The sequence below is a fragment of the Oceanobacter sp. ABM4_470 genome (assembly GCF_056158645.1).
The window spans coordinates 701,952-724,109 of record NZ_JBSWTR010000001.1 but is presented as its reverse complement, the minus strand read 5'-3'; the positions used below and the strand labels follow the sequence as shown (position 1 = coordinate 724,109).

The window sequence follows — 22,158 nt, the reverse complement described above, 5'->3', positions numbered from 1 at the left end:
CAAGCAGCACAGTGAACCGGAGGTAGCATGTTACGTTCGAGTCGTTTTTCCGTTTTCTCTTCGCTTTCTTGTGCTGTAGCAACGGTGGTGCTGACCACCAATGTTCAAGCCAACCCCGCCCTTGATGGCGAAAAGCATATTTACCTGCTCGACAAGCAAGGCAACGAATATCCGATAGGCAGTGTGCGTTTCACGACTGATAATTCTGGCAGTGAGTATTCGCTGCATATGGAGCACGAGCGCTTCAAGGATTTCTTTTTGTCGATGAAGGAGATGAAGTGTCTCGAAGGGCCAGAACTGATGTGCCATTTGGCCTACCCGTACGATCAGCCGCGCACAGTGACTGAACAGCAGTTAGGCTGGCTGTCTCATGATCTTCTGTTTATGTACAAGCAACCGGCTGAGTTTGGGGTCAATTTCTGGAATGGCGTGTATTACCAGCTGCGTATTGAGGATGGTGTGATCAAGGGCAACGCCCAAGCAGTTGATTTGAACATGCTGGCGTCGCCTCCTGATGATTTGTCGGTGCTGCCATTTGGCGAATGGGACCGGGAAGAGCTGGAGCCGAAAAACCGCTGGCTGCCGTTTATCGAAATTCGCTAACGGCAGCCAGGTTCTGTCTGATTATTCGAAGCCCAGCAGTTCCGCAGCGTTTTGCCAAAAGTATTTGCGGCGCAGCTGGGGATCAGGGAATTGCTGTTCGGCCAACGTCAGTAAGGTGCCGTAGTCCAGTCTTTGGCGGGCTTTCAGAAATGGCCAGTCAGAGCCCCAAATCAGTTTGTTTTCTCCAAAGGCCTGTTTGATCTCTTGTACCCAGGGAGTGACGTCATTGAAAGGCAGTGCCTGCTGAGAGAACTTATCGAAGCCCGATACCTTGATCCAGGCACGGCCGGTATTTGCCATGTTCAGTACGGCCTGAAAGCCTTGTGCTTTTGTACCTTCATCAAGCACCGGTCGCCCGCAGTGGTCGATCAACAATTTCGCACCACTGTGGCGAAAGGTGTCCTCCAGCGCCAGCAGCTGTGCTCCCTCTGTTTGAAACTGCGCCACCATGTCCAGTTGGGCAATGTTATCGAGCAGTGCACCACAGTCAGCAAAGTGCTCCACACCATAAAAGGCAATGTTAAATGTAACGCCAGCGATGCCTTGTTCGGCCAGTTCCTGTAGCTGCGACAAGGATGTATCCATGCCAACAACCGCCATGCCTTTACAACGACCGTTAGAGCGAGCAATGGCGTCCAGCAAGGCCCTGTTATCATTTTCGCCGTAAGCGGAGTTAGGGCCCACTATCAAGGCATGGCTTACACCATAGGTGTCCAGAACCTGATAAAAGGTGTCGGCGCTGGCAATTTCCGCACCTTGCGGGTGATAGACATTTGGCTGAAAGGGAAACCGCAGCGGGTCAAAAATATGGTTGTGGCAGTCGATCTTACGTTCGCTGAATACAGACATGGGAATCTCTGGTCGTTGAATGGCCAGTCCCCACATTAGCTATCATGTAGCCCTGCAACCAGTTGGTTTCGTGCCCATAGCCATACAAAACCCGCACAGCCCGGCACACAAGAAGCAGCCGCCTACTTCTGAAACCCGTACAATTGGCCGGGATAGAAGCGTTCGTCCACTTGCTGACCGTCGATAAACAACCCAATCAGCAAGTTGGAAAAACTCTCTATAATGGCTTTGCCCTGGTTGTCGGTGTATACCGCTGGCAGCAATCGACGGTGGCCGTCCATGTAGATGCCTTCCAGTGAAACATGCTGAATGCCGTTTCCTTGCGCGTCCATAATGTGAAAATAGAAGGCGTGTTCTGGCAGCATGGGCCTCGCTCCCTGTGTTGATAAATGAATAATTATCAGTTGAATTAAAGACCAAAAATTACCATTCGGCAGCGCACTTAAGCTGTAAACACCGGTCTACGGAGACCCACATCAAGCTTTGTTGATCATGCCCTTGTCACGCACAAAACATTTAAGTCGTATTTTTCTGGCCACCACGGCAGCCGCTGCCAGTCTGGCGCCGGACATGGCGTTTGCTGCCTGCGACCCCACCAGCCGTAGCCTCTGGAAAAGTGCATACGTTAACGGCGGCATCTTGCTGCGCGATGGCGAGCTACGCGACGTCGATCTGTACAACCTGTCGATTGGTGCCAAGCACACCGCCTGGTGTGTCAGTCAGGATTGGGAAGCTTCGCTGGCAGGCAAGGTGTATTACTCCCAGCGGGAAGTCCGTCTGGAGAGCGCACGCATTCGAAGCCAGGTGATGGGGTTTGGTCTGGCGCGGATGTCGTACGACAACTGGACCCAAACCGACGGTTTTACCCCCTACGGCGTGCTCAATCTGGAAAAGAGCAACATCAAGCGCAGCAACGACGAGGGCACCCAAACCCGCGATCACTCCAGTGTGTTTGTGTGGGGCATTGGTATTGAACAAACCCTTGGCCCGGAGGATTCCATCACTCTGGATTTGTCGCGCCGCTTCAAGTTCGACAAGATTGCAAGCGACCGCCTCAGCGACGAAATCGTGCTGACGCTGAAATTCAACTTTCTGCGATTGCTCTGAGCCCAGCGCAAGTTTTCAGGGGACATCTTGCTCGAACGGTCATCGACTTTTCTGATACATTACTAGGGCGTTATATAGCGTCTGTTTTTCTTTGTTATCGCCCCGACAAACTGCTCTGTAGAGCTTTCAGGATTTAACGTTGAACCGTACCGAACAAGCGTCCACTCCGGGCACGACGCCCTTCGCCACCCCGGCTGCCCTGCTCAAACATTTTGGTCAACACGCCCGCCGTGAGAACACGCTTTCTACCCTGCTCGGCATGGTACAAGTGGTGATGACCATTGCGCTGGCATGGCAGGTTGCTGGCATGTTGGATGCCGCTATTTACCAACCCAATAGCCAGTTACCGGGCATACTGGATTGGGTGATATTGGCAACCACTCTGATCCTTCGTGTACTGGCGGCCAACCTGCAGCAGCGAGTGGGTAACCGCGCCAGTATCAAGGTTCGGGATGCCTTGCGACGCTTTGCCCTGCAACGTTGCTTTGGCTTGAATATTCGTTTGTTTCCGGCCTTCAACAGCGCGGAAGCCAGCAACCTGCTGACTACCGAGATCGACAAACAGCGTGGCTATTTTGCCGACTTTGTGGCGCAGAAAAATCTCGCTGTGCTGATGCCGCTGGCCATCATCCTTGCCTCCGCCACCGTCAGCTGGCTGGTGCCGATTATCTTTTTGCTCACTGCGCCTCTGGTACCCATTTTTATGGTTCTGGTCGGCTCACGGGCCGCTGAGATCAGCCGGGTGAACATTCAACAGCTCAACCGTTTGGGCGACCTGCTGTCCGATCGCTTGAAGAACCTTCAGGCGCTGCAATTGGCCAACGCCACCGATGCCGAAAGCAACCAGCTGTTTCAGCAATCCGAGCAGTTTCGGCAATCCACCATGAAGGTGCTGCGGCTGTCGTTCTTGTCCGGCACCTTGCTGGAATTTTTCAGCGCCATCAGTGTGGCCATTGTCGCCGTGTATCTGGGTCTGTTTTTCCTCAACAAGTACGACTTTGGCGCCTACGCCAGTGGCTACGGAATGTTCGAAGGTGTTTTCCTGCTGATGCTGGCTCCTGAGTTTTATATGCCGCTGCGCAAGATGGGCGCTTTGTATCACGACCGTATGGACGCCATGAGCGTGGCCGAGCACCTGCAAAAGCTGGATGCGCTGTATCACGCAGAAACCAGCCAAGAAACTGGTACAGCAACCGGTGTAGAAACCAATGTAGAAAAACAGACAGGGCCAGCAACCAACACTCACAGCACTAGCGCTATCAATGCAAACAACACCGTAACGTCGTTGCATGTAGAGCAACTGCAAAGTGGCAGTAAGACTCATGCTGTGCATGCGCCGGTCAGTTTCCAGCTGCATCCCGGCGACCGTTTGTTGTTGGACGGTGCCTCCGGCTCTGGCAAAACCACCCTGCTGGATACCCTCGCTGGGTTGCGACCTGCCCACTCGGGCAATGCTGTGGCTGTTACTGGCAATACAGACGCCGACACCGACGCAGACCGCATTGACAAGCTGTTCCAAAACCCGAAGTGGTATTGCCACATTGGTTATCTGTCGCAAAAACCGGAGCTGCTGTTTGCCAGCATTCGCGACAACCTGACACTGGGCGGCGATTTTACCGATGAGCGCATTCGTCAGGCTCTGGATGACGCTCGCGCCCTCGATCTGGTGAATGCTTTGCCGGGCCAGTTGGATTACCTGATCAGCGACAGCGGTGGCTATCTATCGGGTGGTCAGGCACAGCGCATCGCCCTCGCACGGGTGTTTTTGCACCAACCTGCGCTGTTGTTACTGGACGAGCCCACCGCCAACCTGGATCAGGACACCGCCAACGAATTTATGCAACGGCTGGATCAGTATTGCCAACAGGGCGGCATGCTGATCATGGCCAGCCACCGAGTCGCCGAGCAGGGCTTTTTTAATCAGGTGATCGCCATGCAGCCGGCTGACAGTGCTCTCTCCGCTCCTGCTTCTATAAACCCTGCCGTAACCGGAGCACAGTCATGAACAACTCGTTACGCTCCCACTATTTCCGTATCTTGCGGCAACAGAAAGGCATGGCACTGCTGGGCGTTTTCCTCGCCGTGGTCACCGCTTATGCCGGTGTGGCCTTGCTGGCCGTGTCTGGCTGGTTTATCAGTGCGGCGGCACTGGCCGGACTGAGCGCCGTGGCCGCACACCAGTTCGACTTTTTCTCTCCCGGCGCCATGGTGCGTGGGTTATCGATCGCCCGTACCTTTGGCCGCTACGGCGAACGCCTTAGCAGCCACGAAGCCACGTTTCGAGTGGTTTCCCACCTGCGCACGGATCTGTTTCGGTTTATCAGCCAGCAGCGCTGGCAGGAAACCCAGCTGAACCGCCACGACAGCGCCAGCCGTCTGATGCAGGATATTCAGCACATTGAATCCATCTATTTGTCGGCCTTGCTGCCTGCTGTGGTTGCGCTGGCCACCACGCTGGGCTTTGTATTCATGCTCTGGCTGGTCGTACCGGGTTCACTGGTATTGGCACTGCCGTTGTTGTTGTTGGCGGTGGTAGTCATGCCCTGGCTGTACAGCCGTGAGGTGTTGTCATCACAGAATCAGCTGCACACCCAACGGGCCGAGCAGTGGCAGCGTTCCAGTGCGTTACTGAGCAACTTGCGTACCCTGACCCTGCATGGCCGTTTACAACAAACTGGTCAGCAACTGGTGGACCAGGGCCAGCAGGCCGATCAGCAGGAAGCCCGTACGGTAAACCTGCAACAAAGCCTGTTGCTGCTGGCGAACCTCAGCCTGATTGCACTGACGGTATGGGTGTTCTGGCAGGGTTTTGTAGCCTGGCAGGCTGGAGAATTGATTGCGGCCAATCTGTTTATGTTGCTGCTGTTGTCACTCGGAACTGCCGATGTACTGATCACCGCCAGTCCGGTTCTTGCCGCCTGGCAGCTGGGCATGAAAGCCCTGCAACGACTGGGACAAGAGCCCGTTAAACGACACGACCAGCGCCTGTTTGGCCCGGCCAGCAGCCGTTTTGAATCGGATACCGCCAGCGCCTGTGTTCGGCTGCAAGCCATCAGCTACCGCTATCCGTCCACCAGCGAAACCATGAACCCGCCGGTGTTTGAGCAGTTAAGCCATGAGTTCAAACAAGGCCAATGGTGCTGGATTACCGGCAGCAGCGGCCGTGGCAAAAGCACCCTGATTCATTTGCTGGCTGGTGAATTACAAGTTCAACGCGGGGTGATTGAACTGTTGGGTGTCGATGCCGAAGACATCGGCCTGATGCCGCAACGCATCGATATTCTGAAAGCGCCACTGCGTGACAACCTCTGTCTGCACCAGAACGCCAGCGACGACGACATATGGGCGGCACTGGCTCTGGTTGAACTGAATGACTGGGCGCGCCAACTACCTCATGGACTGGACACCTGGATGGGCGATGGCGAATGGCAGCCTTCCGGTGGTGAAACCAAACGCATTGGTCTGGCCCGGCTGATTCTGAGAGCACCGGCGATGGTACTGCTGGACGAGCCCGCCGCCGGTATGGATGCCGCCCTGGCAGAACGCATTTTTGCGCGACTGGCGGTGCACTGGCACAACCATCTGGTGGTCGCCAACACCCACGACCAGGGCTTGATTCAGGACGGTCAACAGGTGCTGGAGCTGTAAAAACGGGAGTAACAGGAAAGAACGGCGCTGTTTAATCCAGCGCCGTTCAATCCAACACTGTACTCAAGGAACGGGCTTCGCGCTTGCGGAGCCACAGCTCAACCGGCACAAAGCCAAACGGAATCAGCGACGCAAAAAACACCATAATCAGGGCAAAGCCCGACCAACGATCACGGCTACCCGCAGCAACACAGCATATGCAGTACAACAAGAACAGCACGCCGTGGCCCATGCCCAAAGTGCTGACGTATTCACGGCTGATAAAGCCCAGCGTTACACTCAAAATCAGCAAATACGACAAGCCTTCCAACAGACTTACTACTCGGAACAGTCCAGACATGGGGGATTTTTCTCTTATCACGGATTTTAAGCGGGGCATGGTGTGGAAAGCGGAGGAGGTTTGCAAGTCTGGCTCACTCCCTGTGACAGACACCGGAACAAGATGTCTTGATCAATCACGTATAAAACACGGGGCCTAAAAACGAAGAAGCCCCGCGCTGGCGGGGCTTCTGACTGAGAACCGAATCAGGCCGCTTTTTTAAGCTTCTTCTTCAGTGTTTTCAGCTTGGCTTCATGCTTGGCCACTTTCGCCTTGCGAGCCTTGATTGCTTTTTTCAGGCTAACAACTTTTTTGGATTCTTTTTTCTTGGCCATGAGACATGCTCCTGTCAGTGAACTGACGGTAATGGGTTTTGGCATCTTCAGTCGTGCTGGTGATCCTTGATGAACTGGCGGATAAAACGGCGAAGCTCCCGAGCGGCAGTGGTATCCAGCTCTTCACACAAAGAGATGAATTCGTCCCGCTCTTCTGAATGAATCCGAATCAGCAGCTGGGCGTCTTTCTTGCCCTTGCGTGCTTTTTTGTCATCACCCGAAGCCAATGCTGCCTGTTTTTTATCCGTGCTCATTCGGTACCTCTGCGCCCGAAGATATTTTAAGCATATACAACGTATATACTTTTTAAACCCCAATATGACAGAAATGTGTCATTTTTCGCAGATTACTGCAATCTGGCTCAAATGGTTTCTTTTTCGGCCACTACTGGCCACCGTCCAGAATACGGTCGATCACCTGTTCAATGGCCGCTGGTGGTTGGGCGCCAGATACCAGAAACTTCTCGTTGAACACCATCGCAGGCACCGAGCGGATACCACGCTCTTGCCACAGTTGCTCTTCATAACGAACATCACCGGCGTAACGGTCACCGATCAGCACTTCGGCAGCTTCGGTGGCGTTCAGGCCAACGTCTTCGGCTGCCTGCAATAATATGGCGTGGTCACTGATGTTCTGGTTTTCAGTGAAATAGCGTTGGAACAGCAGGTGCTTCAGCAGCAGCGCCTTGTTGCCTTTCTCGGCTTTTTCAGAGGCTGACGCCCAATGAATCAGGCGGTGGGCATCGAAGGTATTCCACTTGCGGCTGTCAGTGCGAAAATCGAAGGTAAAACCCACATTTGCGCCACGTTCGGTGATGGTTTGCTGATTTTCTGCCACCTGTTCTTCGGTCATTCCATATTTCTTGCACAGGTAAGGAATCACCTCTTCGCCTTCCGGCCCCATTTCCGGGGTCAGTTCAAACGGACGAAAACGAATGGCCACACTGACTTCTTGCTGACGCGCCTCCAAAGCCGTTAACAGACTGTTCAGACCGATAGCACACCATGGGCATACCACGTCCGACACAAAATCGATTTGTATATGTTGTTTCATTACTGCTCCTGGGGACGACATACCAGCAAAAGGCCAATACTTGGGACCCTCTCAATACAGTGTGCACGGTTAATGGCGGATATGCACTGCCGATTTGGTCGCGGGCTACTGTTGTTCGAACATTCGAATTACATTATTTTTCCATCGCTCTTGTCGGTCAGCAGACCCTTCTCAGCCATTACAACGAATAACCAGGATCTATCATGCTCGAATCCCTTATTTCCGCTGGCCTGCCCATCGCCCTGATTCTGGTGATGACGGGGGTCGGTCTGGGCCTGACCGCCCAGGACTTCCGCCGTGTAGCCACCGAACCCAAAGGATTTCTGGTCGGCGCTTTGTGCCAGTTGGTGCTGTTGCCAATTATCGCAGTTGCCATCATTGAAATACTGGGCCTCAGCGGTGGGGTTGCCATCGGTTTGTTTATCATCGCCCTGTGTCCGGGTGGCTCGACCTCCAACCTGTACAGCATGCTGGCCAAAGGTGATGTGGGATTGTCGGTATCGCTGACAGCGGTGATTGGGTTTATTACGCCATTTACCATTCCGGTACTGGCTGCCTGGGCGATTGGTCTTTACGCCGACGGCACGGATGGCTTCAGCTTGCCGGTGGCAAAAACCATGATTCAACTGTTGGTCGTTGGGGTCATCCCGGTGATCGTGGGCATGTTGATTCGAGCCAAGTGGGCCCGCTTTGCGCAAAAGGCCGAGCCTTGGGTGACACGCTTTTCAAGTCTGGTGCTGGCGCTGTTGATCGTTGCGATTTGCGTCAAGCTGGGAGGCAAGCTGGGCGCTGCCCTGGCCGCTGCAGGCAGCGGTGCCATTGCCCTTAACCTGATCACCATGGCCGCCGGCTACGGCATTGGCAGCTGGTTGCTGCACCGTGAACAACAGGCTCGCACCATCGCGTTGGAAGTGGGCCTGCAAAACGGCACCATGGCGCTGATGATCACCAGCACCATTTTGCAGAGCGCAGAAATGTCGATGGCGCCGATCGTTTACAGCCTGCTGATGTTCGCCACCGCGACCCTGTTTACCCTGTGGGTAAAACGCAAGCCAGTCGCCGCCTGAAAGGACGCATGGCAGCCTGAAACTCAGGCGCTGTAGAAGCCCAGAAACACATCCAGCGCCCGCGCCACCGCGGCACTCACTTCCTGATCAGTGAGCGGTGGCGCACTGCGATGTACCATGCGATCGATAAACTCGGATTCCATCAACGTCAGCAGGTGCGATGTCATAAGCGCCGGTGGGTAATCCTTCAAATGCTGGCGTGCCACGGCTTCCGCCAGCTCGGCGGCAATCTTCTCTTCACCTTGCTTGCGGCTGCGGCAATAGCAGTCGTAACCCAGGTCAGACCGCACCGCTTCGGCAATCACCAAACGGCGCACCGCCAGTACGTCTGGTGAATAAATCAGTTTCACCAGTGCTTCCCCAAACCCCTGCAACACCTGCCTTAAGGGCTGGTCAGACACTTTCAGCAACTGCTGAACGGCGCTGAATTGTTGCTGGTTGGTACTGATCATCACCTCCAGAAACAACTCCTCCTTGGACGGAAAGTAGTTGTACAGCGTGGCTTTGGAGCCGCCTACCCGAGCTGAAATCTCGGCCATGGAGGCACGCTCAAAGCCGGTTTCCGCAAACACTTCGGTGGCAACTTCCAGAATATGTTGTCGCCGCGCTTCTGATTTGGTTTTCATAGTTCCTGCTCAAAACTGAACTGATGAGTTCATTTTAGCCTTGACGAACGAAAAATCAAAACTAAACTGTACAGTACGGTTTATTTATGGAGTTCATCATGCCCATCCGCTCCTCTATTTCAGTCACAACCCAGTCCCCGACGACACCCTTCAGGCCCAAATTTGATGGCCTTACCCGCATGGGGTCATTCGCGGGCTTGCTGGTGTTGCTGACCCTCAGTGGCTGTGCGCAGCTGCCCGAAGACAATCAACACCCCAACATGATGGACGGCCAGCAACTGTCCGCTACGCAATCCCTGCAAGCAGCCTCAGCCAATGATCAAACGCCCTGGCCCACTGCCCAGTGGTGGACCCGCTATCAGGACAGCCAGCTCAACCAGCTGATTAACGAAGCACTGGCTAATTCCCCGGACATGACCGTGGCCGCCGCTCGGGTGCGCGCAGCGGCAGCGTTCAGCGATGTCACCAGCGCCGCACTGAAGCCCGATGTCAGTGCCAATGTGAACATCACCAAACAGAAGCAAAGCTACAACTATCTGACCCCGGACGCCTTCACGCCACAGGGCTGGAATAACTACGGCCTGGCAACCCTGAACCTGAATTGGGAAATCGATTTCTGGGGCAAAAACAGTGCAGCACTGGCCAGCGCCACGTCCAGCTTGCTGGCCTCACAAGCCGAACTGGCCGATGCCCGCCTGACTCTGGCCGCCAATGTTGCAACGCGTTACGCCGAACTGGCGCAGCTGTTTTCCCAGCGCGACACGCTGGAGCGCGCACTGAAGATTCGCAGCCAAACCCTGCAACTGATCAGCGAGCGTTACGACAACGGTCTGGAAACCCTCGGCAGTCGCTACCGTGCCGAAGCGCGTAAGGCCAACGCCGAGAACGACCTGCTGCAAATGGACGAGTCCATTGCTCTGAAGCGCAACCAACTGGCGGCGCTGCTGGGTCAGGGGCCTGCTCGTGGTGACTCCATTGCCCGCCCGGCCTTTACGCTGGACAAGGCATTTGGTCTGCCACAACAGGTGCAACTGAACCTGCTGGGTCACCGCCCGGACATCACCGCCGCCCGCTTGCAGGTAGAAGCCCTGCAAAGCGAAGCAGAATCCCGCAAGGCAGCCTTTTACCCCAACGTGAATCTGTCGGCTTACTTTGGCTTGCAGTCCATTTACCTCGATCAATTGACCGACAGCGGCTCCACCGTGGGCTCCATTGGCCCGGCCATTTCTTTGCCAATTTTCAATGGCGGCCGACTGCGTGCCCAGCTGCGCCAGACCCGCGCCCAATACGATCAGGCGGTCGGCAGCTATAACCGCACCGTGACTCACGCCTTGCAGCAGGTTGCCGACACAGCCGTCAGCCAGAAAGCATTGGGACAGCAAATCGACAAGGCGGAAGAAGCCTATGCCGCCTCGCAAAAGGCCTTTGATATTGCCCGCAACCGCTACGAAGGCGGGCTCGACAGTTATCTGGATGTGCTGTCGGCAGAAGACCTGTTGCTGGGCAGCCTGCAAAACCTGACCAACCTGAATTCCCGCTCACTGATTCTGGATGTCGCTATGCAGCGGGCGTTAGGCGGTGGCTACGTGGAGTCACAGATCGCACCACAGAGCGAACCACAAAACACCACACAGAAAGAGCCGTCGTCAAACGCGACCACCACATCGATTTCACACTCTTCCGGTAGCACCCAGATGGCTGCCGATGAGCAAGCATTCGGAGCCTGAAGACCATGACAGAACACAGCCAACAGCCAGCTGTAGAAACCAACAACAGCACCTCGGCCAACAACAAAGCCCGTCGCAACAAGTTGCTGCTGGGCCTGGGTGGACTGGTACTGATCGCCGCCATTGGCAGCTTCAGCTACTACGAATTGGTCGCCTCTCACTATGTTGAAACCGACAACGCCTACACCGATGTCGAAATTGCCCAGATCACCCCAGCGGTTAGCGGCAACATTGCCGACGTACTGGTGCACGATACCGATAAGGTACAAAAAGGTGATCTACTGGTCGTCATCGACCCGGCCGACGCCAAACTGGCTTTGGCACAGGCCAGCGCCAACCTCGACCAGACTCTGCGTCGGGTGAAAGGTTACTACGCTCAGGATCGTGCCCTGCAAGCCCAGGTCGATGCGCAAACCGCCTCCCAGGAAGCCGTAAACGCCCAACTGGAAGCTGCCAAAGCCGACTTCGAGCGTGCACAAATCGACCTCGAACGTCGCAAGGCACTGCAAAAATCCGGATCGATTTCCGGTGATGAACTGACCCGCGCCCAGAACGCCTGGTCGTCTGCCCAGGCAGCGCTGACCGCTGCCAAAGCCAGCGCCGCACAGGCTCACGCCATGCTGATCGCCGCCGAACAACAGCTGGACGCCAACAAAGTGCTTACCGCGGGCACCGATGCCGAACATCACCCGGAAGTGCTGGCCGCACTGGCGCGTAAACAGCAGGCAGAACTGGACCTGAGCCGCACCGAAATTCGTGCACCGGTAGACGGTGTGGTGGCCAAGCGCAGCGTGCAACTGGGCCAGCGCGTTAATGCCGGAACGCCGCTGCTGTCGGTGGTTCCAGTGGCCAATATGTACGTCGACGCCAACTTCAAGGAAGGCCAACTGGAGCAAGTCCGCGTGGGCCAGAAAGTTGAACTCACTTCAGACCTGTACGGTTCATCCGTGACGTACCAAGGGGTGGTAGAAGGTTTCTCGGGCGGCACCGGTTCAGCCTTTGCCGCGATTCCGGCTCAAAACGCCACCGGCAACTGGATCAAGGTGGTGCAACGACTACCAGTGCGTATTCGTCTGGACAACAGCGAACTGGAACAGCACCCACTGCGGGTTGGCTTGTCGATGCAAGTCACCATCAATACCGACAGCACCTCGGGCAACGGGCAGCGCGTGGCGTTTGCCGACTGATTCAGCAACGTACAACGGGTAAAGCTGTATGAGCCAGAGCTCTTCTCAATACAATCCGTCGGCGGCCGGTTTGCCGCACGACGGTGAGCAGCCGCTGCAAGGCGGCATGCTGATTCTGGCGGCGATTGTGCTGGCAATGGCCAACTTCATCGCCGTGCTGGACATGACCATCGCCAACGTATCGGTACCCACCATTGCTGGCGGCTTGGGCGCAACCACCACTCAGGGCACCTGGGTGATTACTTCCTACGCAGTGGCCGAGGCTATCACGGTACCACTGACCGGCTGGCTGGCGGCGCGCTTTGGCGCAGTACGTGTTTTCTGCGTCAGCATGGCGCTGTTTGGTGTGTTTTCGGTGCTGTGTGGCCTGTCGACCTCTCTGGAAATGCTGGTTGTGTTCCGTATTTTCCAGGGCCTGGCTGGCGGCCCACTGATGCCACTGTCGCAAACCTTGCTGCTGCGTATTTTTCCGCCCGAAAAAGCCGGCGCCGCCGTTGGCCTGTGGGCGATGACCACGGTCATTGCGCCAATTCTGGGACCGATTCTGGGTGGCTGGTTGTGTGACAACTACAGCTGGCACTGGATCTTCCTGATCAACCTGCCGTTCGCTGTGGTAGGTGCAATGGCGGCCTGGAAGCTGCTGAAACGCTACGAAGAATCGCTGCAAAAAGCCCCGATCGATATTGTTGGTCTGTTGCTGCTGATTGTCTGGGTAGGCTGTCTGCAACTGGTGCTGGATGAGGGTAAGAACCTCGACTGGTTTGCGTCTACCGAAATCGTTGCCCTCAGCATTATTGCAGTCATCGGTTTCGCAGCCTTCCTGATCTGGGAGCTGCACGACGACAACCCGATCGTCGACTTACGGGTGTTCAGGCACCGGGGTTTCTCGGCCGCTGTGCTGACCATCAGTCTGGCGTTTGCCGGTTTCTTCGGTATCAACGTGCTGACCCCACAATGGCTGCAAGGCCTGATGGGTTACACCGCCACCGAAGCGGGCATGGCGACCGCCTGGATCGGTGTACTCGCGGTGGTGCTATCGCCTGTAGCCGCGGGCATGTCGATGAAAGTTGATCCACGCAAGCTGGTGTTTTTTGGTGTGATGTGGCTCGGCCTGATCATTCTATGGCGCAGCTTCTCCAACATGGAGATGACTTACTGGGATATCGCCATACCGATGCTGTTAATGGGCATTGGCATGCCATTCTTCTTCGTTCCCCTGACGGGCCTTGCCATGGCCAGTGTGGATGAACGAGAAATGGCTTCGGCGGCAGGCTTGATGAACTTCCTGCGGACGATTTCCGGCGCCTTTGCAACGTCGGTGATTACCACTCAGTGGGACAGCCAGACAACGGTGAATCACGCCACTCTGGTGGGTGATCTGGACCGCGATGGCAGTGTCCGCAGCATGCTGAGCAACAGCGGCATGACACCGGATGCGGTCAACGCAACGCTGGAACAACTGCTGAATGGCCAAAGCGTGATGCTGGCGACCAACCAGATCTTTATGGCCACCGCTGTGGTGATGTTTATTGCGGCGTTTGCCATCTGGCTGGCCCCCAAGCCAAACAAAACCGTTGACCCGGCAGCCGCAGGTGGCCACTGACGGGGAAACGCACCGCTGCTGCGAAAACCAAAACAGGGCATGCCTTTCGACATGCCCTGTTTCGTTTCTGTTTAACTGTCTTTCAGCTGCCGTGGGTCATACGCTTGAGGGTCGCATCTTTCAGAACAAAGTGGTGGTACAAGGCTGCACCGGCGTGGCCCAGAATCAACCCAATCAAGGCCTTGGAAGCCAAACCATGCACGGCATGAGCAACACCGCCCAGCGCTTCGCTTTCGCCAACAAAAGTGGGCAACGCCAGTCCGAACATCTCCACCCCATGTCCACCGGACTGCGACATAAGGATGCCGCTGACGGGCATCAGGATCATGCACAGATACAACAATCCGTGACCGGCTTTGGCCAGCTTGGCATTCATGGCAGAGATGCCCGGCACATCGTCGACAGGATTGGTAAAGCGATTGATGACCCGGGCAAACAGTACCAACAGGATGAAAACACCGAACGATTTGTGCAGGCCCATCAGCTCAAATTTTTCAGGGCCTTCCATGTTTTCCATCTTCTGCCCAACCACGATCAGGCCAATGATGATGATGGCGCTGACCCAGTGGAACAGCTTGCTCAGCAGGTTATAACTGCGGTTTCCGGTTGCCATAGGATTCTCCTTTTTAGTTGTCCACTGTTTATATCAGGGTCGTGCACAAATGACATGACACAAAGGGTATAACGGAACAATAAAAAGCTCGTACAGCTTAACCAACCGGGTAGAGAATTCGGTCCTGATAACCGGTCAGGACTTCAATGGTGCCCGCCCAAGCGCGGTCGAACCCGCTGTCGCCACTGTCGATCACCAGCGGCCGTCCGTTCAGTTCGGTAATTTTGGTTTTGGTGCTGACCAGAATCAGTTGCTCCCGGCCAAGTTGGCTCAACACCTCGCGGCTGAACTGCTGATTGCCACGGCCAATAATATGGCCCTGCCCGCCCATGATGCTCAGCACCGCCTTGCGTTCAGGGTATTGCGCCAGTAATTGCAGAATGTGCTGTTCGGTCAGGTCGCGGCCAATCAATTCACCATTCAAGACGGCATCGACACCCAACAAGGTACCATCCAATCCCATGTCATCCAGCAGCGCCTGCGTGGTTTTGCCCGAGCCGATCAGGTACAGGCAATCGTCTTCCATTTCCTGCTGCAAGGTGGCGGCAATATCCGCCAATACCAGCTCTTCCGATTCCACGCCGCCCATCTTCACGGCCTGCACAAAATGCCCCAGCTGTGGCACTTTCATATCGCCATAATGACGGGCACGGACAACGCCTTTGCGAAAGGCATCTTCGTCGAGGTCGCGCACTTCCGACTCCCGCACATCCACCAGCCCACCGCGAATCAGCTGGGCCACCACTTCTGCAGAAGCCACCGGAGTGATGCCATACACCCCGGAGTGAATTTTCACCCCGGCCGGAATACCCAGCACCGGGATCGCATCGCCAACCACAGAACAGATATCCCGGGCAGTGCCGTCACCGCCAGCAAACAGCAGCAGGTCGATGGGTCGCTGGCGGCTTTCCGCCAACATCAAACGCGCCGCTTCTAACGTATGTTCGGCGCGGGTTTGGCCATCGGCTGGCAGGGTCATCGGCAACCGTTCAAACGCCAGTTCGGCCTGATCGAGCCAGTTGGCACCCATGTCGTTTGGGCAGGTCAGGAACTGACACTGATCCGCCAGCGGCTTGAGAATTTCCAATGCCTGCAAGGTTCGCAGGCCGGATTTTTGCTGCGCTCCCCGCTTCAGGGCTTCGGCCACCGTGGCTTCGCCATCGCTGCCTTTCAGCGCCACGCTGCCACCAATGCCAGCCCAGGGGTTTACGATCAATCCGAGTCGAATCATGTGGTTGCTCAATCCGTCACTGCAAAACGGCCATTATATCCAGTCGCTGAGCTTGATGCCGACGCCAATACGCTCCTGGAAGCGATCGTAATCAATCAGGCTTTCGCCGTAGCCATTAAAGTAGTGAACAAACCAGGTCAGTCGCTCGGTGAGCGGAAAGGTCAGATCCAGCTGAAAAGCGCCACGGTTGTCGTCAAAATCCAGGTTGTTTCGCATCATCACAGCGATGGAGTGGCGGCCATAATTGCGGATGTAACGCAACTCGCCATAGCCCAGGTAACTTTCGATGCCGGGGTTGTCGTCATCGGTAGGATCAAACGGGTCGGATGACGATTCTTCCGGTATACGCCACCAGGTGCGCAGTCCCCATAAGCCATGAGAGAACGCCCAGGCACCGGAAAACTCAATACGGTTCCAACTACGCGACAACGAACTGGTTTGCCCGTTGGACTGATGGTTGAGGGAAATACTGGCGTGGTCGAGCCATTTGGAGTCAGGCAACCAGGAGTAGATGATTTCCGGCTCGTGGTTGGTTTCACGGAATGGCCGTGAGATATCCGAGTTGTAGGCCTGCCAGAACGACTTGTTGGTATAGGCCACTTCAAGCCGGTCGAGCTTGGTGAGGATGTCTTCAGCAACAATGTATTTAACGCTCAGCTGCATCACGATTTCAAGGTGGTCGAAATCGCCGTCGTATTCTTTCTCGCCGTCCGAGTAGTAGTCCACCAGCTCGTCCAACTCACGGTTGTTAGGCCGACGTTGCCAGCTCAGTGGCATGATGTAATTGGGACGATGAGGCAGCAGTACAAAAGGGCTGGAGGCGGCGATGTCTTCAATCTGCATGCGCTCCACCGCCCGCGGCGCGTTCTTACGGATGTTTTCCTTGAATTCAGACGGGTCGATCATCTCGACATCGACTTTCTGGCGCTTCACCGGCTCGCCATCCAGTAACGGCTTGATGTCGTCCTGACTGTCTGCATTCGCAAAAGGTTGGTCGACCTGGTCGGTTTCTGAGGCTGGCGCCCCTGTTGCCACACACGGAGCAAAAAAAGCAGCTGCCAGCACGGCAGCGAACGAATGCCTGAAAACAAACATGACCCGGATTTCCTGATTATTAGCGGTAAGGACCCTCTGAATAGTAAGTGACTGACCGCTATCTTGACAGTCCGGGCCGTAAATTGATTCCTTTGAATCCCGTGCAATTAACCGCTCGATCAGACAGCCGTTACATCATCAAGGCATCGGCTTCCAGATAGGGCGTACGCTGGGCCTGGTATTCGTTTTTGCAGTGCGGGCAAATGCGTACGTCCTTCTTCAGAATGCGATTGTGCAAATGCATCAGCTTGTGTTCATGCTCCCAGCAGTAGGAACAATACGGCTGGCCGTATGGGCGACCTTCGCGGCTTTTGTAGTAACCATCACCACGACGACGAAGATTGGCCTTGGTGTGCAGAAGCTCCCCCATGGTTTTCAGCTCGACGTCTTTGTCTTGCAGATACCCCTGAAGAATGCCCAACTCCATCTTGGCTTCGGAAATCGACCCCGCCAGCTCTGCCAGCATGGCTTTCATGTCCGACTTTTCCAGCACATAGCCCGCCGACCGAATCCGCAGGCCAACTTCATTGGCCTGATTCAAACTGCGCATGATGTCACTCAAACGACCCTGACCTGCCATGACTCACCTCTTTTCTGACACTTGTTGCGGTTATTTCGTCAGAATCCCGTCAATTGCAGCGTCTTCTGCTGCCTCTCCCCGGGTTCTGAACCACTGTGAGTAGGTATTTGCAGCTTCAATGCCAGTTTTCATAGCCCAAATGCAATATCTGCGGTTTTGGGAAGATCAATGAAAACAAAATCCTTTCGATTCGGTAGTAGATTGCCAGCACTTGTTTTCTGGCCGGGCCAACGATTGTTGAGTCTGAGAATTGAACCAGAAACGCTAACTGAACAGCCATTGCCCGCTCGCAGTCGCTGAAAAGGCCACAACAACTGATAATAAAGGACCAGAGAATGCCGAATGAAGTGACTCACATGGGCGATGCCAAGCCGGCCTCCAAAGGCGGTGTTTGGCTATTCATCATCCCCTCCCTTATTGGCCTGCTGCTGTTTATGACGCCAGTGCCTTACGACGGCGGTGTGACCATTCCCATTGCCATTCTGGCAGCCGAATTCAAGGGACTGCTTGGTGACTCCGCCCCTACTGTTGTCACCACCCTGATATGCCTGGCGGCAGCGCTGTCGGTGCTCACAACCTTTACCAAACCCCTGCACAACAAGCCTTTTTTCAGCACCCTGTTTTTGACCAGCTTGCCTTGGCTGGTGTTGCGAGTACTCGGCGCGGCGTTTGCCATCATGGCGCTCAACAGCACCGGTATCGACATGATCTGGCACGAATACACCGGTGGACTGGTGTTGAACGAGCTGATGCCAACCTTGCTGTCGGTGTTCCTGTTTGCCGGTTTGCTGCTGCCATTGCTGCTGGATTTTGGCTTGCTGGAGCTGGTTGGCAGCTTTATGAGCAAGGTGATGCGGCCACTGTTTAACCTGCCAGGCCGCTCGTCCATCGACTGCGTGACCTCCTGGCTGGGCGACGGTACCGTCGGCATCATGCTGACCAACCAGCAGTACGAACAGAACATGTACACCAAGCGCGAAGCCGCCGTCATCGCAACCACCTTTTCAGCAGTCTCGATCAGTTTTGCGCTGGTGGTGGTGTCTCAAGTGAAGCTCGAACACCTGTTCATTCCGTTCTATTTTGCCGTGTCACTGGCCGGTTTTGTTGCCGCCCTGATCATTCCGCGGCTGCCACCGCTGAGCCGAAAATCGAACGAATACCTGAATGGCGAGCAAGCTACCCCCTGCGAACTGGCCAGCAAGTCCTTCGGTGAATTGCTGCGTATTGGTGTGAGCAGCGCCATCGAACGGGCGCAAGGTAGCCGTGGTGCCAAAGCCGTGTTGGTGGACGGCGCCCGCAACGCGGCGGAAATGGTGTTCTGTGTGTTACCAGTGGTGATGGCCATTGGCACCTTGGCGCTGGTCGTCGCTGAAAACACCAGTATCTTCAGTGTGCTGGGCATGCCGTTTGTGCCACTGCTGGAGCTGTTGCATATCCCGGAAGCCGTGGCCGCTTCTGAAACCCTGGTGGTTGGCTTTGCGGATATGTTCATCCCATCGATTATGGCCGCATCAATTGAAAGCGAAATGACCCGCTTTGTGATCGCCGCGGTGTCCATTACCCAACTGATTTACCTGTCGGAAGTTGGCGCTTTGATTCTGGGCAGCCGTCTGCCCATCAATCTGCTGGAGATGTTCATCATCTTCATCCTGCGAACGCTGATCACACTGCCGGTGATTGCTGCGGTAGCTCACCTGATTTTCTGATCCTGTTGAGCCCGTAGCAAGAAACAGCAGCAAAAGCACCGGACGGATGTTAGGCCGCCGGTGCTTTTGATTGGAAGCTGCCAGGGCCGCTGGTTTAACGAGCCCCGTCAACAAACCGCCTTGTCAGCCGATGGCTGTGCTGGTGATTGTTTAGGCTTCAGCTGAGCCACCAGCACACAACTCAACACAATTCCCACCGCCAACAACTGCATCAGGGTCAGGGTTTCGCCCATAAGCACGACCCCACAGCCCACGGCAATCAGCGGGTTCAGCAAACCAAGGAAGCTGAGTTTATCGGTCGGAATGTGCTGCATGGCCAAAAACCAGCAATAGAAGCCCACGCCCATTCCAAGAGGCGCAATCCAGATAAAGGCCATCAGTGCCGCCGCATCAAACTCAGGTAACGCCCGTCCAGTACTCAATACCGCTGCCACCAGTACCAGTCCGCACAACAACAGTTGCCCAGCAGCCATCTGCAACGGTGGCACTCCGCGGGAATATCGAGGAGTCAGCACCATGCCCAATGCCATGCAAAACCCAGCCGCCAGAGCAAAGCCCACCCCGACCGGATTCAAGGGTTCACTGGCGCGCCATACCAACAAGGCAACACCGGCACTACCACCAATGGAGGCCAGCAAGCTGGCAGTTTGTGGTCGGTTACCACTCACCCAACGCATCAGCAGAATTTGCAGCGGCACCGTCGACACCAGGGTTGCAGCAACACCGCCCGGCAAACGACTGATGGCCTGAAACAGCAGCACGGTAAAAATGCCAATGTTCAAACCGCCCAGCAGCAACATGCGATGCCAGTGCTGTCGGATCACCGTCAAAGGCAAAAATGGCAACATCAACAGGCCTGGTACCAGCACCCGCAATGCCGCAATCCACAATGGATCGATGTCGGCCATCCAGTGCTGGGTTACCGCATACGTTGTGCCCCACAACAACGGCGCCAGTACGCCAATCAGCCAGTATTTCATACCCATAAACCTCGTATTATCTTCATATAAAGACAGCAAGCCTTGTGGCGGTAGCAACACCAACAGCCGTTGTTTGCCGACATCAGAGCCGGGTTTCCCCATCGCCTGTCAAAGACGGCATTCTGTTAGCATTTTATCTTCAAGTAAAGATACTTTATCTTAATGACGAGATAAATTAACTTAATATCAAGATTGTTAACATGGAATACTGGCCATTCCACGGTTAACATTCGGTCATTTATTCAATACCTTCGGAGTGGGCTCCACATCATGTCTGATCAAGACCACGTAGACTTCATCATTGAGCAATGGGCGAACGAAAAGCCCGACATGAACACAGATTCCATGGCTCTGATCGGCCGGATCTACCGCCTCTACAACCACCTGGCGGCGGAGGTCGAAGCGTGCCACAAACAGCATGGTCTGAACTTCGGCGAATTCGATGTGCTGGCGACGCTGTTACGCAGCGGAGAGCCATGGACACTGACGCCAACCGAGTTATTTCAAAGCGCGATGCTGTCTTCCGGTGCCATGACCAACCGTCTGAACCGTCTTGAAAAAGCCGGTTTGATCAGCCGAAAACCATCCGAATCCGACAAACGCTCCATGCTGGTAGTACTGACGTTTGCCGGTCGTGCGGTTGCTCACCGGGCTGTTGAATCCCACATGGATAACCTCAATCGACTGACGCAATCACTTGGAAATGAAGAGCAAGACGCACTGGGCGGACTGCTGAAACACTGGCTGACGCAGTTTGAAGACCAACCAATGGATGGAAAATCGAACAATTGATCAGAATATAACTTCATGTAAAGACATATTGAGCAATCGTTCAGAAAGATGTGCTGTGACTAGCAGTTATCCCCTCACCACTCAGCCAGTTACCCTGAAGTGATCGCCAGCTTGTACAGAAAAACAGCAGAGAGGGATGATGGCTTCTGAAAAGATTTCAGAAGCCATCATGGAAATATCTTGATAGAAAGATAATTTTAGCAGGGCTTACTTCTCAACAAAGGCACGCTCAATCACGTAGTGACCGGCGTTGCCTTGACGCGCTTCCTGGAAGCCCAAACCGTCCAGAATATCGGTCAGGTCTTTCAACATGGCCGGGCTACCGCACAGCATAAAGCGGTCGTTTTCCAGATCCGGTTTTGGCAGACCAATGTCCTCAAACAATTTGCCAGAAGTGATCAAGTCGGTCAGACGGCCTTCGTTACGGAACGGCTCGCGGGTCACCGTTGGGTAGTAAATCAACTTGTCACGTACAACATCGCCAAAGTACTCGTTGTTAGGCAACTCGTTTTCAATGCGATCCTGATACGCCAGCTCGCTGACGTAACGCACACCATGGGTCAGAATGACCTTGTCGAACTGCTCGTAAATCTCGTAGTCCTTGATGATGCTCATAAACGGCGCCAGCCCGGTGCCAGTGCTCAGCAAATACAGGTTTTTACCCGGCAGCAGGTTATCGGAAATCAATGTGCCCACTGGCTTGGTGCCCACCAGAATTTCGTCGCCCACCGCGAGTTTCTGCAAATGTTTGGTCAGCGGGCCGTCCTGCACCTTGATGGAAAAGAACTCCATCTCTTCTTCGTAGTTGGCACTGGCAATACTGTAGGCGCGCAGCAGTGGTTTGTTTTCAATTTCCAGCCCGATCATGGTGAAGTGACCGTTTTTGAAGCGCAGGCCCTGATTGCGGGTGGTGGTGAAACTGAACAATGTATCGTTCCAGTGGTGAACGCTGGTCACGGTTTCCTTGATCAATTTGCTCATTCTCTATCTCCAGGCTAATCGCGATCTTGTTCGTCGCTGAATTTTTAGGGACATCT

The 22,158-nt window shown here is 55.0% G+C and carries 23 protein-coding genes; 10 read left to right on the top strand and 13 right to left on the bottom strand.

The window, feature by feature from the left end; genetic code table 11:
* Positions 1-27: 27 nt before the first annotated feature.
* Positions 28-603: a hypothetical protein gene (locus tag ACXADJ_RS03210; RefSeq protein ID WP_475063013.1), complete on the top strand. Its 576-nt coding sequence runs from the start codon at positions 28-30 to the stop codon at positions 601-603.
* Between the two features lie 21 nt (positions 604-624).
* On the opposite strand, the gene ACXADJ_RS03205 is transcribed toward ACXADJ_RS03210, so the two are convergent.
* Entirely contained in the window at positions 625-1,452 is an 828-nt protein-coding gene (locus ACXADJ_RS03205) for an amidohydrolase family protein (protein ID WP_475063011.1), read from the bottom strand.
* A gap of 122 nt (positions 1,453-1,574) precedes the next feature.
* Positions 1,575-1,817 carry a hypothetical protein gene (locus tag ACXADJ_RS03200; protein ID WP_028294455.1) on the bottom strand — a complete coding sequence of 81 codons (243 nt, stop codon included), beginning with the start codon at positions 1,815-1,817 and terminating at the stop codon, positions 1,575-1,577.
* 133 nt (positions 1,818-1,950) lie between these two features.
* Here ACXADJ_RS03200 and ACXADJ_RS03195 point away from each other — a divergent pair, with 133 nt between their 5' ends.
* The 3 genes from ACXADJ_RS03195 (at position 1,951) to ACXADJ_RS03185 (ending at position 6,207) form a co-directional block, all read left to right on the top strand.
* Positions 1,951-2,559 carry a hypothetical protein gene (locus ACXADJ_RS03195; RefSeq protein ID WP_475063009.1) on the top strand — a complete coding sequence of 203 codons (609 nt, stop codon included), beginning with the start codon at positions 1,951-1,953 and terminating at the stop codon, positions 2,557-2,559.
* A gap of 139 nt (positions 2,560-2,698) precedes the next feature.
* Positions 2,699-4,564, top strand: coding sequence for a thiol reductant ABC exporter subunit CydD (cydD, locus tag ACXADJ_RS03190; protein ID WP_475063007.1), 1,866 nt, complete (start codon positions 2,699-2,701; stop codon positions 4,562-4,564).
* Positions 4,561-6,207: an amino acid ABC transporter ATP-binding/permease protein gene (locus ACXADJ_RS03185; RefSeq protein WP_475063005.1), complete on the top strand. Its 1,647-nt coding sequence runs from the start codon at positions 4,561-4,563 to the stop codon at positions 6,205-6,207. Before cydD ends, ACXADJ_RS03185 begins: the two co-directional genes overlap by 4 nt.
* A gap of 46 nt (positions 6,208-6,253) precedes the next feature.
* Here ACXADJ_RS03185 and ACXADJ_RS03180 read toward each other — a convergent pair whose 3' ends face one another.
* From ACXADJ_RS03180 to ACXADJ_RS03165, 4 genes are all read right to left on the bottom strand, one after another.
* Positions 6,254-6,547 carry a DUF3817 domain-containing protein gene (locus tag ACXADJ_RS03180; protein WP_475063003.1) on the bottom strand — a complete coding sequence of 98 codons (294 nt, stop codon included), beginning with the start codon at positions 6,545-6,547 and terminating at the stop codon, positions 6,254-6,256.
* 185 nt (positions 6,548-6,732) lie between these two features.
* Positions 6,733-6,861: a hypothetical protein gene (locus ACXADJ_RS03175; RefSeq protein WP_281168045.1), complete on the bottom strand. Its 129-nt coding sequence runs from the start codon at positions 6,859-6,861 to the stop codon at positions 6,733-6,735.
* A 47-nt stretch (positions 6,862-6,908) separates the two neighbouring features.
* Positions 6,909-7,115, bottom strand: coding sequence for a hypothetical protein (locus ACXADJ_RS03170; protein WP_051219499.1), 207 nt, complete (start codon positions 7,113-7,115; stop codon positions 6,909-6,911).
* 130 nt (positions 7,116-7,245) lie between these two features.
* On the bottom strand, positions 7,246-7,914 hold the full coding sequence (locus ACXADJ_RS03165) for a DsbA family oxidoreductase (protein WP_475063001.1): 669 nt from the start codon (positions 7,912-7,914) through the stop codon (positions 7,246-7,248).
* A gap of 203 nt (positions 7,915-8,117) precedes the next feature.
* Between ACXADJ_RS03165 and ACXADJ_RS03160 the strand changes: the two genes are divergently transcribed.
* Positions 8,118-8,981, top strand: a complete 864-nt coding sequence (locus ACXADJ_RS03160; RefSeq protein ID WP_475062998.1) for a bile acid:sodium symporter family protein — start codon at positions 8,118-8,120, stop codon at positions 8,979-8,981.
* Between the two features lie 23 nt (positions 8,982-9,004).
* Here the strand turns inward: ACXADJ_RS03160 and ACXADJ_RS03155 are convergent, their stop codons facing one another.
* Positions 9,005-9,607, bottom strand: a complete 603-nt coding sequence (locus tag ACXADJ_RS03155; RefSeq protein WP_475062996.1) for a TetR/AcrR family transcriptional regulator — start codon at positions 9,605-9,607, stop codon at positions 9,005-9,007.
* A 98-nt stretch (positions 9,608-9,705) separates the two neighbouring features.
* On the opposite strand from ACXADJ_RS03155, the gene ACXADJ_RS03150 reads away from it, so the two are divergent.
* The 3 genes from ACXADJ_RS03150 to ACXADJ_RS03140 are packed head-to-tail and all read left to right on the top strand — an operon-like array spanning position 9,706 to position 14,124.
* On the top strand, positions 9,706-11,334 hold the full coding sequence (locus ACXADJ_RS03150) for an efflux transporter outer membrane subunit (RefSeq protein ID WP_475062993.1): 1,629 nt from the start codon (positions 9,706-9,708) through the stop codon (positions 11,332-11,334).
* Positions 11,335-11,339: 5 nt separating this feature from the next.
* A complete protein-coding gene (locus tag ACXADJ_RS03145; protein ID WP_475062990.1) occupies positions 11,340-12,521 on the top strand; it encodes an EmrA/EmrK family multidrug efflux transporter periplasmic adaptor subunit in 1,182 nt (393 codons plus the stop codon).
* Positions 12,522-12,549: 28 nt separating this feature from the next.
* Positions 12,550-14,124, top strand: coding sequence for a DHA2 family efflux MFS transporter permease subunit (locus ACXADJ_RS03140; RefSeq protein ID WP_475062988.1), 1,575 nt, complete (start codon positions 12,550-12,552; stop codon positions 14,122-14,124).
* 82 nt (positions 14,125-14,206) lie between these two features.
* On the opposite strand, the gene ACXADJ_RS03135 is transcribed toward ACXADJ_RS03140, so the two are convergent.
* The 4 genes from ACXADJ_RS03135 to ACXADJ_RS03120 form a co-directional block, all read right to left on the bottom strand.
* Positions 14,207-14,737, bottom strand: a complete 531-nt coding sequence (locus tag ACXADJ_RS03135) for a cytochrome b (protein ID WP_475062984.1) — start codon at positions 14,735-14,737, stop codon at positions 14,207-14,209.
* A gap of 97 nt (positions 14,738-14,834) precedes the next feature.
* The gene (locus ACXADJ_RS03130; RefSeq protein ID WP_475062982.1) at positions 14,835-15,968 is read right to left on the bottom strand and encodes an ATP-NAD kinase family protein; all 1,134 of its coding nucleotides are present in this window, start codon (positions 15,966-15,968) and stop codon (positions 14,835-14,837) included.
* Between the two features lie 33 nt (positions 15,969-16,001).
* Positions 16,002-17,063, bottom strand: coding sequence for a phospholipase A (locus tag ACXADJ_RS03125; protein WP_475062980.1), 1,062 nt, complete (start codon positions 17,061-17,063; stop codon positions 16,002-16,004).
* A gap of 130 nt (positions 17,064-17,193) precedes the next feature.
* On the bottom strand, positions 17,194-17,643 hold the full coding sequence (locus ACXADJ_RS03120) for a hypothetical protein (RefSeq protein WP_028294468.1): 450 nt from the start codon (positions 17,641-17,643) through the stop codon (positions 17,194-17,196).
* A 335-nt stretch (positions 17,644-17,978) separates the two neighbouring features.
* Between ACXADJ_RS03120 and ACXADJ_RS03115 the strand changes: the two genes are divergently transcribed.
* Positions 17,979-19,349, top strand: a complete 1,371-nt coding sequence (locus ACXADJ_RS03115; protein WP_475062977.1) for a YjiH family protein — start codon at positions 17,979-17,981, stop codon at positions 19,347-19,349.
* A 107-nt stretch (positions 19,350-19,456) separates the two neighbouring features.
* Here the strand turns inward: ACXADJ_RS03115 and ACXADJ_RS03110 are convergent, their stop codons facing one another.
* The gene (locus ACXADJ_RS03110; protein ID WP_475062975.1) at positions 19,457-20,329 is read right to left on the bottom strand and encodes a DMT family transporter; all 873 of its coding nucleotides are present in this window, start codon (positions 20,327-20,329) and stop codon (positions 19,457-19,459) included.
* A 270-nt stretch (positions 20,330-20,599) separates the two neighbouring features.
* On the opposite strand from ACXADJ_RS03110, the gene ACXADJ_RS03105 reads away from it, so the two are divergent.
* Positions 20,600-21,121 carry a MarR family winged helix-turn-helix transcriptional regulator gene (locus ACXADJ_RS03105; protein ID WP_475062973.1) on the top strand — a complete coding sequence of 174 codons (522 nt, stop codon included), beginning with the start codon at positions 20,600-20,602 and terminating at the stop codon, positions 21,119-21,121.
* A gap of 207 nt (positions 21,122-21,328) precedes the next feature.
* Here ACXADJ_RS03105 and ACXADJ_RS03100 read toward each other — a convergent pair whose 3' ends face one another.
* Positions 21,329-22,102 (bottom strand): ferredoxin--NADP reductase, encoded by a 774-nt coding sequence (locus ACXADJ_RS03100; protein WP_028294471.1) that lies wholly within the window; start codon positions 22,100-22,102, stop codon positions 21,329-21,331.
* Positions 22,103-22,158: the final 56 nt, after the last annotated feature.